We start from the raw sequence: 13,733 nt of genomic DNA, 5'->3' as shown, positions 1-13,733 counted from the left end.
ACCAAGGATTTCATGATGCGTGACGATCTGTGCCTGCTCTCCGCCACTGAACTGGCTGATGGTTACCGCGCCGGTTCCTTCTCGCCGGTGGAGGCGACGCGGGCTTTGCTGACGCGGATCGCGGCGATCAATCCCAAGATCAATGCCTATAATCTGGTCGACCCCGACAGCGCGCTGCGCGACGCGCAGGCATCGGAAGCGCGCTGGAAAGCCGGCAAACCCCTCAGTCCCATCGACGGCGTACCGACCTCGATCAAGGACATCATCCTCACCAAAGGCTGGCCGACCCTGCGCGGCTCAAAAACGGTCGATCCGAACCAGCCCTGGAATGAAGATGCACCGGTGACGGCGCGCCTGCGCGAGGCCGGTTGCGTGATCGTCGGCAAGACCACCTCGCCGGAATTCGGCTGGAAAGGCGTGACCGACTCGCCACTCACCGGCATCACGCGCAATCCCTGGAATCTCGACACCACGCCGGGTGGATCTTCCGGCGGTGCCTCGGCCCAGGTGGCGGCCGATCTGGGCCCGCTCGCCGTGGGCACCGATGGCGGCGGCTCGATCCGCATCCCGGCCGGTTTTGCCGGCATCGTCGGCCTGAAACCCAGTTTCGGCCGTGTGCCCGCCTGGCCGCTCAGCCCGTTTGGCACGGTGGCGCATCTGGGGCCGATGACCCGCACGGTGCGCGATGCCGCGCTGATGCTGCGCGAGATGGCCAGACCCGATGCGCGCGACTGGTTTTCGCTGCCTTACGACAACGTGGATTACGCGGCGGCGCTGGTTGGCGGCGTGAAGGGCCTGAAGATCGCTTACAGCCCGGCACTGGGCTATGCGAAGGTCGACCCTGAAATTGCCGCCGCCGTGGATGCGGCAGCCAAACAGATGGCGGCACTGGGCGCCATCGTCGAGCAGGTCGATCCCGGTCTCGCCGACCCGGTGGATATTTTCCACACCCACTGGTTCGCCGGCGCCTACAACGCGCTGCTCACCCTGCCGAAAGAGAAGTTCGCCCTGCTCGATCCCGGTCTCGTCAAGACCTATGAAGGCGGTGCCGCGATCACCATGAAACAGTATCTGGAAGCATCGAATGCACGCGGCAGGCTCGGCGTGCAGATGAAGCAGTTTCATGCGATATACGATCTGCTGCTGACCCCCAGCCTGGCCGTGCTGGCCTTCAAGGCCGGACGGCTGGCACCGGAAGCCATGGGCGATGCTTACTGGACCGCGTGGACGCCGTTCAGCTATCCCTTCAACCTGACGCAGCAGCCAGCGATCTCGGTGCCGTGCGGGTTCTCGAAATCCGGTTTGCCCATCGGTTTGCAACTGGTTGGTCCGATGCATCGCGACGATCTGGTGCTGCGCGCCGCTGCAGCGTATGAGGCAGCCACCGATTGGCACAAGAAGCGGCCGGTATTCTGATGAGCGACAATGCCGTCCTGCTGACCGTCGCCGAAATGGCCGAGGCCGACCGCCGCGCCATCGCCGGCGGCGTCGCGGGGCTGCATCTCATGGAAGCGGCCGGTGCGGCCGTGGCGCGCATGGTGCAGCGACACCATCCCCATGGCAGCGTGCTGGTGCTCTGTGGTCCGGGCAACAATGGCGGCGATGGTTTCGTGGCCGCGCGGCTGCTGGCGCAGGCAGGGCGCAGCGTGGCGGTGATGCTGCTGGGCGACGCGTCGGCCCTGCGCGGCGATGCCGCAGCGATGGCGAAGCAGTGGACCGGACTGATCGCTGTGCCCGATCCGGCGCTGGTCGCCGGTCATGACGTGATCGTCGACGCGCTGTTTGGCGCGGGCCTGAGCAAGCCGTTGAGTGGCGAGGCGCTGGCGCTGGTGCGGGCGGCGAATGAATCCGGCAAACCCATCGTTGCCGTTGATCTGCCCAGTGGCCTGCATGGCGATGATGGCCAGCCGCGCGGTGCGGCCATCCACGCCACGCGCACGGTCACGTTCTTCCGGCCCAAGCCCGGCCATCTGCTGCTGCCCGGACGGCATCTCTGCGGGCATCTGCATGTGGCCGATATCGGCATTCCCGACGACGTGCTGATCGCCATCGAACCGCGCCAGTGGCGCAACGATCCGGCTTTGTGGCGGGCCGCTTTGCCGCGCCGGCATATGGATGGTCATAAATACGCGCATGGCCATGTGCTGGTGCGCGGCGGTGCGCTGGCCGGTGCGACGCGGTTGGCGGGCCATGCCGCCCTGCGCATCGGTGCCGGACTGGTGACGTTGGCGCAGCCCCGCGAAGCTCTGATGCAGGGTGGCGGTCCCGATGCCCTGATGCGCCAGCCCTGCGAAGGCATTCCCGACTGGCGGCACGCCGTTGTCGATCCGCGGCGCAATGCCTTGCTGCTTGGGCCGGGCAATGGCGGCGGTGCGGCGACAAAGCAGGCGGTGCTGGATGCGCTGGGCACGCGCCGCGCCACGGTGCTGGATGCCGATGCCCTGAATGCCTTTGCCGAAAACCCGAAGGTCCTGTTCCGGGCGGTGGCCGGGCCCTGCATCCTGACGCCGCATGACGGCGAGTTCGTCCGCCTGTTCCCCGACCTTGCCGTGCTGCCCAAGCCGGAGCGGGCGCGCAAGGCCGCCCAGCGCAGCCGCGCGGTGATCGTACTGAAAGGGCCCGATACGGTGATCGCATCGCCCGATGGCCGATTGGCAATCAACGCCAACGCGCCGCCGGATCTGGCCACGGCCGGCACCGGCGATGTGCTGGCGGGATTTTGCGCCGGACTGCTGGCGCAGGTGATGCCGGTTTTCGAAGCCGCCTGTGCCGCCGTGTGGTTGCACGGCGCGGCGGCAAACGTGGCGGGGGCGGGGCTGATCGCCGACGATCTGCCCCTGGCTGTCAGGCTTCCGCTGGCGCAGCTGCGCCGACAGGGTGCTTGATCTCTTCCAGTGCCGCATCGACCGAGCGTTTGTAGCGCACCAGTGGCGGATGCACGCCATGGGCCCACAGCACGTGGCGCACATGTTTGGGCACGCCGGTCAGGATCAGGGTCACGCCGTTTCGCTGCGCCTTGCGCGCCACGCCCTCGATGGTGTTGGCCGCCGTCGAGTCCAGGAACGGCACGGCCGAGAAGTCGAGGATGAAGGTTTTCGGCCGGTCGGCGATGCGATCCAGCACCGCGCCCACGGTGGAGGCCGCGCCGAAGAAGAAGGCGCCTGAAATGCGATAGACCAGCAGGTTGGGATCGGTCGCCAGCGCCGCGTCATAGCGCGTGCGTTCACCGTCGTAGTGATCCGCCTTGTCCTGCGGCACGTAGGGCACGTGGTTGTCGACCGTGGTGGCCTGCGCCATGCGATTGAGAAACAGCAGCGTGCCGAGCCCGAAGCCGACCAGGATGCCTTCGGTCAGGTCGCGGAAGATGGTGAGCAGGAAGGTGGACAGCAGCACCGCCGCATCGCCCGACGACGAGCGCAGCAGTGTCATGAAGGCGTGTTTCTCGGCCATGTTCCAGGCCACCACGGCCAGCACGCCGGCCAGGGCGGCCAGCGGGATGTAGCTTGCCAGCGGTGCTGCGATCAGCATGAACAGCAGCACGAACAGGGCGTGCAGCATGCCGGCCACCGGGCCGCGCGCGCCGGCGCGTACATTGGTGGCGGTGCGCGCGATCGTGCCGGTGACGCAGATGCCGCCGAACAGGGCCGAGCCGATATTGCCCGCGCCCTGGGCCACAAGCTCGCAATTGGAGCGATGACGCCGGCCGGTCATGCCGTCGGCGACGATGGCCGAGAGCAGGGATTCGATGGCGCCGAGCAATGCGAAGGCGATGGCATCGGGCAACACGGCCTTGGCGAGATCGAACGAGAAGACGGGCAGGGAGGGCAGGGGCAGGCTGCGCGGAATGCCGCCGAACTTGCTGCCGATGGTTTCAACGGGCAGGCCGAAGATGCCGGTGATCGCGGCCGCGAGGCTGACGGCGATCAGCATGCCGGGCCAGTGCGGCCGCAGGCGCTTCAATCCCGCGATCACGCCGATGGTCAGCAGCGCAAGGGCAAAAGCTGCCGGCGTGAAGGTGGGCAGTGCATCACCGATGGCAGCCAGTTTTGGCAGCAATTCGCCCGGTTCCTTGCCGGCGAAGGTCAGGCCCAGCAGGTCGCGGATCTGGCTGGCGAAGATGATCACGGCGATACCGGCGGTGAAGCCCACCGTCACCGGATAGGGAATGAATTTGACGTAGGTCCCCAGCCGCAGGAAACCGCCGACCAGCAGCATGGCGCCTGACATCATGGTGGCGAGCACCAGGCCATCCACGCCATGGCGTTCCACCGTGGCGGCCACCAGCACGATGAAGGCGCCGGCCGGTCCGCCGATCTGGAAACGGCTGCCGCCCAGGGCTGAAATCAGGAAGCCGCCGATGATCGCGGTATAAAGGCCGCGGTCGGGGGTGACGCCCGAGGCGATGGCAATCGCCATCGAAAGCGGAATGGCGACAATGGCGACCGTCAGTCCAGCCACCGCGTCGGCGCGCAGGTCGCCCAGCCGATAGCCTTCGCGCAGAATGGTCACCAGCTTTGGCGTGAACAATTCGGCGAAACTGGGCTGGTGCAGGGTAGTGGAGGGTTTTTCCGGGCTGGTCATGGGTCACCCCGTTGCTGTGCTGGGGACAGGACGCAGGCGCACGCCGCGCCCGCCGGTTGTGCTGGGCACATTGTCGCCGATCAACTCGATGCCGGCGGCTTCCAAGGCCGTGACCAGTTTCATCAGGGAATCGACATTCCCGCGCACAACGCCATCGCTGGCTTCCATGCGCTGGATGGTGGGCAGGGACAGGCCGCATAATTCGGCCAGCTTGCGCTGGTCGATACCAATCAGGGCGCGGGCGGCCCGCATCTGTGCGCCGGTGATCATGTTTCAGATGTCCTTTTGGATACTTGATATAATGATAAAGCTATAATAAATAGTCAATATAATGTAAATTATATCAATATTGATATAAAATAAATCACACCTGGATATATGCCCCAGCTTTGCGCGGGATCAACGCCGATCCCTTAACGCTCCGGTAGGAGAAGGTGCTGTAGTGCATGTTCAGGCAATCGAGAGAATCCAGATGATCCGTGTCTTCATCGGTTACAGCCGCGCGGCCCCCGTGGTTTCCAGCGTCGCAGCCCTCAGCATCAACCGCCGCGCCTCCAAGCCGGTGGCGATCACCCATCTGGCGCTCAACCAGCTGGAAGGCATCTACACCCGGCCGCGCCATGAGCTGCAGTCGACCGACTTCTCCTTCTCGCGCTTCCTGACGCCTTACCTGGCCGGTTTCCAGGACTGGGCGATCTTCATGGACGACGACATGCTGGTGCTGGATGACATCGCCAAGCTCTGGGAGCTGCGCGATGACCGCTATGCCGTGCAGGTGGTCAAGCACCATCACGTGCCCAAGGAAGACGTGAAATTCCTCGGCAAGGCGCAGACCAAGTACGAGAAAAAGAACTGGTCCAGCGTCATGCTGTTCAACTGCGCCAAATGCACCGCGCTGACGCCCGATTACGTCAATTCCGCCACCGGCCTGGAACTGCACCAGTTCAAATGGCTGGGAAACGACGACCTGATCGGCGAAATCCCGCATCGCTGGAATCATCTGGCCGATTACGACCCCTTCGAAAAGGACGTCTCCATCGTGCACTATACGATTGGTGGACCCTACTATGACGATTTCCGTGATTGCTCCTATGCCAAGGAATGGCTGGACGAGCGCGCGCTGATGAACCACTGCGATCAGGCAGGGGCAAAAAAGCCAGCCAAAGCAGCAAGTTAAGGGGCTGACTGCGGGGTGCGGGAAAACCGCCCAAAAGCCTCGCATCGCCGGTTTTCACATGCTATAGACTGCGCCTTCGCGCCGGCCGCCGGTGCGGGAAGCGGGCGTGGTGGAACTGGTAGACACGCAGGATTTAGGTTCCTGTGCCGCAAGGCGTGTGGGTTCAAGTCCCTCCGCCCGCACCAAGCCCCCTAGCGCCCCCGCCGCCGGCCAGACCGCGAGACGCCAAATCCGCGAGACGGGCGGGCGGCGCAACGGAATTTAGCGAGAGACAGGTATTTCGGTCATGCAGATCACGGAAATCAGCGCCTCGGGCCTGAAGCGCGAATACAAGGTGGTAATCAACGCTGCCGCGCTGGAAAGCACGGTCAACCAGAAGCTGGAGACCATCCGCGGCCAGGTCAACATGCCGGGCTTCCGCCCGGGCAAGGCGCCGGCCGCCCTCATCAAGAAGCAGTATGGCCGCGCCCTGCTGGGCGAGGCGATGGAAGAGAGCGTGAATTCCGCCCTGCAGAAGACCCTGGACGAAAACAAGCTGCGTCCGGCCCTGCAGCCCAAGGTCGACATCCAGAATTTCGAAGAGGGCAAGGATTTCGAATGCACCATCGCCATCGAGGTGCTGCCCGAGATCGAAACCGGCGACTTCAAGGTGATCAAGCTGGAGCGCCTGGTGGTCGAGCCGGCCGATGCCGAGGTTGACGAATTCCTGACCCGCCTGTCGGAACAGCAGAAGACCTACGAGAAGGTCGAGCGTGCCGCCGAGAAGGGCGATCAGGTCGTGATCGATTTCGTCGGCAGCGTGAACGGCGAGAAGTTCGAGGGCGGCGCCGCCAACGATTATCCGCTGGTGCTGGGCTCCAACACCTTCATTCCCGGTTTCGAAGATCAACTGACCGGCCTGAAGGCCGGCGACCAGAAGACCGTGACCGTGACCTTCCCCGAGGCTTACGGCAATGCCGAGCTGGCGGGCAAGCCGGCGGAATTCGCCTGCACGGTGAAGGAAGTGCGCGGCGGCCAGGCGGTGACGCTGGACGACGAATTCGCCAAGCGTTTTGGCCTTGCCTCGCTGCAGGAGCTGAAGGACAACATCAAGCGCGACCTGGGCCAGGAATATAAGAGCCTGTCGCGCATGAAGCTGAAGCGTGGCCTGCTGGACCAGCTTTCCGAACAGCACACCTTCGAGGTGCCGCAGGGCATGGTGGATCTGGAATTCAACCAGATCTGGAGTGAAGTGACGGCCGACAAGGCCCGCTTCGAGGCCGAGCTGGCGGAAGAGAAGAAGACGGAAGACGAGCTGAAGGCCGAATACCGCAAGATCGCCGAGCGCCGCATCCGCCTCGGCCTGCTGCTGTCGGAAGTCGGCCGCGTCAACAACATCGAGGTCAAGCCCGACGAGATCACCCGCGCGATGATCGAGCAGGCCCGCCGCTTCCCCGGCCAGGAACGCCAGGTGATGGAATATTTCCAGAAGAACCCGGAAGCCGCACAGAGCCTGCGCGCGCCGATCTTTGAGGACAAGGTGGTCGATTTCATCATCGAGATGGCTACCGTGACCGACAAGCCGGTCTCGAAGGAAGAGCTGCAGAAGGAAGCCGAGCAGGTCGCCTGACCCGCCGTTGCTTCAAGACACAATGCATGGAGAGCGCCGGGCTTGCCGCCCGGCGCTTTTCTTTTTTTGCCTTACTCCACCATCCGCCAGAGACCGGGATACATGCGCGCGAAACCGTTCGGGGCCAGTTCCAGCACGGCTTCGTAAGGCGTGTCTGGCGAGGTGTAATGATAGCGGGTGGCATCGAGGCATTCGTAATGCTGCGGCAACGCGGTCAGGCCGGCAGCCTGCAGGTCGAACCAGGCCACCGCCATGCCGATGGCCTGGCCGGGCTGTAACGCGGCGCGACGCAGCTGCTGCAGATTCGTGGCTGGCGTGAAACCGAAATCCAGATCGACCAGGGTGGACAGCCCCTGCGGTCGGCCATCCAGATACCAGCCGTCATGATGCCGCTCGATCAGATGCTCCACCCGGTGCCCGGCCAGATAACCCCGGATGACGCCGCGCCGGCTCTGCCATGCGGCATCGATTTCCACGGCATAGTCCAGGCGTGCCGGTCCGGCCGGGTGGCGAAAGACGGTCGTGCCGTGCAATAGCCAGCCATCCGCGCCTTGGCGGGTCAGGCAGGCCGCATCATGACCCGGTGTATACAGGCATTCCCAGAAGGCGAGCTTGGGTGAGACGGCTTCCATGGCAATCTCCGTGTTCGGGGGAATCGGGCCCTGACGGCAGGTGCGCAGGTTCTGGGGCTCCGGCCATTGAAGGTGGCGGGGGTCTGCGCCACATTATGGCAGCAACATTCCTCGTATTTCAGGGCGCGTCATGGAAAAGATGGTCGATACTTACATGAACATGCTGGTTCCGATGGTGGTCGAGCAGACCAATCGGGGCGAGCGCGCCTATGACATCTACTCCCGGCTGCTGAAGGAGCGGATCATCTTTCTGGTCGGCCCGGTCAACGACGCCGTCGCCGCCCTGGTCACCGCCCAGCTGCTGTTCCTGGAAGCCGAGAACCCGAACAAGGAAATCTCGTTCTATATCAACAGCCCGGGGGGGCTGGTCACCTCCGGCATGGCGATCTACGACACCATGCAGTATATCCGGCCCAAGATCGCCACCCTGTGCATCGGCCAGGCGGCCTCGATGGGGTCGCTGCTGCTGGCCGCGGGAGAGAAGGGCATGCGTTACGCCCTGCCCAACGCCCGGGTGATGATCCATCAGCCCTCCGGCGGCTTCCAGGGCCAGGCCGCCGATATCGAGATCCATGCCAGGGAAATCCTGGACATGCGGGCGCGCCTGAACGGCATCTATGCCCGCCATACCGGCAAGGATATCGCCGTGATCGAAGAGGCCATGGAGCGCGACCGTTTCATGACCCCGGCCGAGGCCAAGGAATTCGGTCTGGTCGACGAGGTGGTCGACCGCCGCCCCGAAACGGCGACCAAGAAGTCCTGACGGCCGGCCGCCTCGGTCCTCCCGGCCCCTTCCGTCCGCCACCAACCTCCGGTCGTGGTGCGGTTGGGGGAGGCCAGCCAGCCAGGGCGGGTTCCTGCCAGGTTCTTGCCGGGCCGCCGGAGCGCGTTAAATACCGATAATGTGACGGTGCGCCGCCCGCCGAAGCCCCCCTCCGGGCCCCATGTCCGTTGTGCCCAAGGCTTCGGTTCCTTATGATGACGATTCGATGGAATAGGGCCTGCGTCGCCCGGCGCCGGCCCGCTCAGTGGAGCAGGTATGACCAAATTGAGCGGCGGTGACTCCAAAAACACTCTGTACTGCTCGTTCTGCGGCAAGAGCCAGCACGAGGTGCGCAAGCTGATCGCCGGTCCGACGGTGTTCATCTGCGACGAGTGCGTGGAGCTCTGCATGGATATCATCCGTGAAGAGCATAAGTCGGCTCTGGTGAAGACCCGCGACGGCGTGCCGTCCCCGCAGGAAATCTGCCGGGTGCTGGATGATTACGTGATCGGCCAGAACCACGCCAAGAAGGTACTCTCGGTCGCCGTTCACAACCACTACAAGCGCATCGGCCACAGTGGCAAGAACAACGATGTGGAACTGGCCAAGTCGAACATCCTGCTGATCGGCCCTACCGGCTGCGGCAAGACGCTGCTGGCCCAGACGCTGGCCCGCATCCTCGAAGTGCCGTTCACCATGGCGGATGCCACCACGCTGACCGAGGCCGGCTATGTGGGCGAGGATGTCGAGAACATCATCCTCAAGCTGCTGCAGTCGGCCGACTACAATGTTGAGCGGGCGCAGCGCGGCATCGTTTATATCGACGAGGTCGACAAGATCAGCCGCAAGTCCGATAACCCGTCGATCACCCGCGATGTATCGGGCGAGGGCGTGCAGCAGGCCCTGCTGAAGATCATGGAAGGCACCGTTGCATCGGTTCCCCCGCAGGGCGGCCGCAAGCATCCCCAGCAGGAATTCCTGCAGGTGGACACCACCAACATCCTTTTCATCTGCGGTGGTGCCTTCGCCGGCCTGGAGAAGATCATCGCCGGCCGCGGCAAGGGCACCTCGATCGGTTTCGGCGCCGAAGTGCGCGGTCCGGACGAGCGCCGCTCGGGCGAGATCCTGGCGGAAGTCGAGCCCGATGATCTGCTCAAGTTCGGCCTGATCCCGGAATTCATCGGCCGCCTGCCGGTCATCGCCACGCTGCACGACCTGGACGAGGCGGCGCTGGTGGATATCCTCAGCAAGCCGAAGAACGCCCTGATCAAGCAGTATCAGCGCCTGTTCGAGATGGAAGACGTCAAGCTGACCTTCTCGGACGAGGCGGTGGCCGCCGTCGCCCGCAAGGCCATCGCCCGCAAGACCGGTGCGCGCGGCCTGCGTTCGATCCTGGAGGCCATCCTGCTCGACCCGATGTTCGACCTGCCGAACATGAACGGCGTCGAGGAGGTGGTGATCTCCCCCGACGTGGTGGAAGGCCGGGCCAAGCCGCTGCTGATTTATGCCGATCGCAAGCAGGAAGACGTCAGCGCCTGATCGCGCGTCACCTGGTTTCGCCGTTATGCGGGCCGCCCCTCACAGGGGCGGCCCGTAATGCTTTACGGTCGGAAAAGGCTCATAGAATCCGTGCAATAGGGCACGCCAGCGGCGGTAATCCTCCGAGCCGCGAAACCCCTGTTCGTGGTCGGCCAATGTCGCCCAATACACCAGCAGCAGGTATCGCCCGGGATTTTCCAGGCAGGGCCGCAACTCTGCCCGGCGGCAGCCGGGTTGGCGTCTGATCAGGGGCAGGGCCTGCTGCAGCGCTGTTTCAAAAGCCTTTTCCTGGCCTTGTCGGACATCGAGCATGGCGACCTCCAGAATGCCCCCCTCCATGATGTTGGTGGCATGCGACTCGGGATGTGTCATTCTGGTGTTCCTGTGTGTTGCCACCGTGCCTTGACGGACCTTGTGGGAATTCCCATGTTAACCTCTGTCAGGCGGCAAAGGGATGCCCAAAACCGGGCTGTCCGGCGTCGCCCCTCAGGATGAAAGCCGCATGTTTACATCGCCTCGCGCCCAAGTATTTCCGGTCCTGCCGTTGCGGGACATCGTCGTATTCCCGCATATGATCGTGCCGCTCTTCGTCGGCCGCGAAAAGTCGGTGCGGGCGCTCGAGGATGTCATGAAGGACGACAAGCAGATCCTGCTGGTCGCCCAGAAGAATGCCGGTCAGGATAATCCCAATCCCGAAGACATTCACAGCGTCGGCACCATCGCTTCGGTGCTGCAATTGCTGCGCCTGCCCGACGGCACCGTGAAGGTGCTGGTCGAAGGCAGCCAGCGCGCCAAGATCGTCAAGTTCAACGAGAACCCGGATTTCTTCCAGGTCCAGGCCGAGGTGATCACCGACGATTCCGGTGAAGGCCGCGAGACCGAGGCGCTGTCGCGTTCGGTGATCAACCAGTTCGAGCAGTATGTGAAGCTGAACCGGAAGATTCCGCCCGAAGTGCTGGTGTCGCTGAACCAGATCGACGATGCCTCCAAACTGGCCGATACCGTCGCCTCGCATCTCACCATCAAGATCAGCGACAAGCAGGAGCTGCTGGAGATCTCCAACGTGGTCGAACGCCTTGAGCGCGTTTACGCCATGATGGAAGGCGAGATCGGCGTGCTGCAGGTGGAGAAGAAGATCCGCTCGCGCGTGAAGCGCCAGATGGAGAAGACCCAGCGCGAGTATTACCTGAACGAACAGCTCAAGGCGATCCAGAAGGAACTGGGCGAGGGCGAGGACGGCCGCGACGAAGTGGCCGAGATCGAGCTGCGCATCAAGAAGACCCGCCTGAGCAAGGAAGCCCGCGAAAAGGCCCTGGCCGAGGTCAAGAAGCTGCGCTCGATGAGCCCGATGTCGGCCGAGGCCACCGTCATCCGCAATTATCTCGACTGGATGCTGTCGATCCCGTGGGGCAAGCGCAGCAAGGTCAAGAAAGACATCAAGAACGCCGAGAAGGTGCTGAACGACGACCATTATGGTCTGGAGAAGGTCAAGGAGCGCATCCTTGAATACCTCGCCGTGCAGCAACGCTCGGGCAAGCTGAAAGGCCCGATCCTCTGCCTGGTCGGCCCGCCTGGCGTCGGCAAGACCTCGCTCGGCAAGTCGATCGCGCGCTCCACCGGCCGCAACTTCGTGCGTGTGTCGCTGGGCGGCGTGCGCGACGAAGCCGAGATCCGTGGCCATCGCCGCACCTATATCGGCTCGATGCCCGGCAAGGTCGTGCAGTCGATGAAGAAGGCGAAGACCAACAATCCGCTCTTCCTGCTCGACGAGATCGACAAGATGGGCCAGGACTTCCGCGGCGATCCGTCTTCGGCGCTGCTGGAAGTGCTCGACCCCGAGCAGAACAGCACCTTCAGCGACCATTACCTTGAAGTCGATTACGATCTCTCTGACGTGATGTTCATCTGCACGGCCAACAGCCTGCGCATGCCGCAGCCGCTGCTTGACCGCATGGAGATCATCCGCATCCCCGGCTACACCGAGGACGAGAAGATCGAGATCTGCAAACGTCACCTGCTGGACAAGCAGATAAAGGCGGCCGGCCTGAAGAAGGGCGAGTGGTCGATCACCGACGACGCGTTGCGCGATCTGGTCCGTTATTACACCCGTGAGGCCGGTGTGCGTTCGCTGGAGCGAGAGCTGGCCAACCTGACCCGCAAGGCGGTGAAGGAAATCCTGTCCAAGGGCGTGAAGTCGATCAAGGTCACGCCCAAGAACCTCGACAAGTATGCCGGCGTGCGGCGTTTCCACTATGGCGAGGCCGAGCTGGAAGACCTTGTCGGCACCACGACTGGCCTGGCCTGGACCGAAGTGGGCGGCGAGTTGCTGTCCATCGAAGCTGTGATGCTGCCCGGCAAGGGCCGCATGACCATCACCGGCAAGCTGGGCGAAGTGATGCAGGAATCGGTGCAGGCGGCGCGGTCCTACGTGCGTTCGCGTGCAGTCGCCTTCGGCGTGAAACCGCCGATCTTCGACAAGCGCGATATCCATATCCACGTGCCCGAAGGCGCCACGCCCAAGGACGGTCCTTCGGCCGGCGTGGCGATGGTCACCTCCATCGTTTCGGTGCTGACCGGCATCCCGGTTCGCAAGGACGTGGCGATGACCGGCGAGGTCACCCTGCGCGGTCGCGTGCTGCCGATCGGTGGCCTGAAGGAGAAGCTGCTGGCCGCGCATCGCGGCGGCATCAAAAAGGTGCTGATTCCCAAGGACAACGAGAAGGATCTGGTCGAGATCCCGGACAATGTCAAAAAGGGCCTCGAGATCGTGCCGGTTTCCACCTGCGAAGAGGTGCTGAAGCATGCGCTGATCGCCGAGTTGAAACCAATCGAGTGGAATGACGTTGACGATCTCAACAAGCCGGCTGTGGTCGAACCCGAAGCGGAGGGCGATCGCGAAGGCATGGTCAAGCACTGACCGCATCGTGTTCCGGAGGACGGCAGCGTGAATAAACAGGATCTGATGGCCCAGGTGCGCGATACCGCGGGTCTCAGCAAGGAACAGGCCGAACGCGCCGTCGAGGCGGTGTTCGAACTCATCACCGAGGCCATGCGGCGCGGCGAGGAGGTTCGGATTGTCGGCTTCGGCAGCTTCTTTGTCGGCACCCGAGCGGCCAGTCCGGGCCGCAACCCGCGCACGGGCGAGCGCATCGATCTGCCGCCCACGCGGCAGCCGAAATTCCGCGCCGGCAAGACGCTGAAGGAAGCCGTCGGCTGACGCCGGCTGGCCGGGATCGGCCCATCGAAATGCAACGGGCCCGGTAGCGATACCGGGCCCGATCTGCTATAGAGCCCCGTCTTCGGCCGTTTTGGCCGACCCGGCGGGCGGTTAGCTCAGTGGTAGAGCGCCTCGTTTACACCGAGGATGTCGGGAGTTCGACCCTCTCACCGCCCACCATTTTCTCCGGTATCCTGCTTTCCTACGACGCGGCG

12 protein-coding genes and 2 tRNA genes are annotated in these 13,733 nt (G+C 63.8%); 10 read left to right on the top strand and 4 right to left on the bottom strand.

The window, feature by feature from the left end:
- Window positions 1-15 precede the first annotated feature (15 nt).
- Both ACE3OO_RS01690 and ACE3OO_RS01685 read left to right on the top strand, forming a co-directional pair.
- A complete protein-coding gene (locus ACE3OO_RS01690; RefSeq protein WP_374299073.1) occupies window positions 16-1,416 on the top strand; it encodes an amidase in 1,401 nt (466 codons plus the stop codon).
- A complete protein-coding gene (locus ACE3OO_RS01685; RefSeq protein ID WP_374299071.1) occupies window positions 1,416-2,885 on the top strand; it encodes an NAD(P)H-hydrate dehydratase in 1,470 nt (489 codons plus the stop codon). The genes ACE3OO_RS01690 and ACE3OO_RS01685 overlap by 1 nt, the downstream gene beginning before the upstream one ends.
- On the opposite strand, the gene ACE3OO_RS01680 is transcribed toward ACE3OO_RS01685, so the two are convergent.
- Both ACE3OO_RS01680 and ACE3OO_RS01675 read right to left on the bottom strand, forming a co-directional pair.
- Window positions 2,845-4,581: a SulP family inorganic anion transporter gene (locus ACE3OO_RS01680; protein ID WP_374299070.1), complete on the bottom strand. Its 1,737-nt coding sequence runs from the start codon at window positions 4,579-4,581 to the stop codon at window positions 2,845-2,847. The genes ACE3OO_RS01685 and ACE3OO_RS01680 overlap by 41 nt on opposite strands.
- 3 nt (window positions 4,582-4,584) lie before the next feature.
- Window positions 4,585-4,851, bottom strand: coding sequence for a helix-turn-helix domain-containing protein (locus ACE3OO_RS01675; protein ID WP_374299068.1), 267 nt, complete (start codon window positions 4,849-4,851; stop codon window positions 4,585-4,587).
- Between the two features lie 202 nt (window positions 4,852-5,053).
- On the opposite strand from ACE3OO_RS01675, the gene ACE3OO_RS01670 reads away from it, so the two are divergent.
- The 3 genes from ACE3OO_RS01670 to tig all read left to right on the top strand — a co-directional run bounded on the left by ACE3OO_RS01670 (window position 5,054) and on the right by tig (window position 7,367).
- Window positions 5,054-5,758 carry a glycosyltransferase gene (locus ACE3OO_RS01670; protein ID WP_374299066.1) on the top strand — a complete coding sequence of 235 codons (705 nt, stop codon included), beginning with the start codon at window positions 5,054-5,056 and terminating at the stop codon, window positions 5,756-5,758.
- Between the two features lie 100 nt (window positions 5,759-5,858).
- Window positions 5,859-5,943, top strand: a tRNA-Leu gene (locus ACE3OO_RS01665).
- A gap of 101 nt (window positions 5,944-6,044) precedes the next feature.
- On the top strand, window positions 6,045-7,367 hold the full coding sequence (gene tig, locus ACE3OO_RS01660; protein WP_374299064.1) for a trigger factor: 1,323 nt from the start codon (window positions 6,045-6,047) through the stop codon (window positions 7,365-7,367).
- A 71-nt stretch (window positions 7,368-7,438) separates the two neighbouring features.
- Here tig and ACE3OO_RS01655 read toward each other — a convergent pair whose 3' ends face one another.
- Window positions 7,439-7,999 carry a putative glycolipid-binding domain-containing protein gene (locus ACE3OO_RS01655; protein ID WP_374299062.1) on the bottom strand — a complete coding sequence of 187 codons (561 nt, stop codon included), beginning with the start codon at window positions 7,997-7,999 and terminating at the stop codon, window positions 7,439-7,441.
- A gap of 139 nt (window positions 8,000-8,138) precedes the next feature.
- Between ACE3OO_RS01655 and clpP the strand changes: the two genes are divergently transcribed.
- The gene (clpP, locus tag ACE3OO_RS01650) at window positions 8,139-8,762 is read left to right on the top strand and encodes an ATP-dependent Clp endopeptidase proteolytic subunit ClpP (protein ID WP_374304646.1); all 624 of its coding nucleotides are present in this window, start codon (window positions 8,139-8,141) and stop codon (window positions 8,760-8,762) included.
- A 276-nt stretch (window positions 8,763-9,038) separates the two neighbouring features.
- On the top strand, window positions 9,039-10,301 hold the full coding sequence (clpX, locus tag ACE3OO_RS01645) for an ATP-dependent Clp protease ATP-binding subunit ClpX (protein ID WP_374299060.1): 1,263 nt from the start codon (window positions 9,039-9,041) through the stop codon (window positions 10,299-10,301).
- A 39-nt stretch (window positions 10,302-10,340) separates the two neighbouring features.
- Here clpX and ACE3OO_RS01640 read toward each other — a convergent pair whose 3' ends face one another.
- A complete protein-coding gene (locus ACE3OO_RS01640) occupies window positions 10,341-10,673 on the bottom strand; it encodes an antibiotic biosynthesis monooxygenase (protein WP_374299058.1) in 333 nt (110 codons plus the stop codon).
- A gap of 130 nt (window positions 10,674-10,803) precedes the next feature.
- Between ACE3OO_RS01640 and lon the strand changes: the two genes are divergently transcribed.
- From lon to ACE3OO_RS01625, 3 genes are all read left to right on the top strand, one after another.
- The gene (lon, locus tag ACE3OO_RS01635) at window positions 10,804-13,218 is read left to right on the top strand and encodes an endopeptidase La (RefSeq protein WP_374299057.1); all 2,415 of its coding nucleotides are present in this window, start codon (window positions 10,804-10,806) and stop codon (window positions 13,216-13,218) included.
- Window positions 13,219-13,245: 27 nt separating this feature from the next.
- Entirely contained in the window at window positions 13,246-13,518 is a 273-nt protein-coding gene (locus ACE3OO_RS01630; protein ID WP_300302560.1) for an HU family DNA-binding protein, read from the top strand.
- Between the two features lie 105 nt (window positions 13,519-13,623).
- Window positions 13,624-13,698: transfer RNA gene (locus ACE3OO_RS01625), tRNA-Val, on the top strand.
- Window positions 13,699-13,733: the final 35 nt, after the last annotated feature.

Origin of the sequence: Ferrovibrio sp. (assembly GCF_041906005.1) — a bacterium.
Lineage (GTDB): Bacteria > Pseudomonadota > Alphaproteobacteria > Ferrovibrionales > Ferrovibrionaceae > Ferrovibrio.
This window is presented reverse-complemented; position numbering and strand designations above follow the sequence as displayed.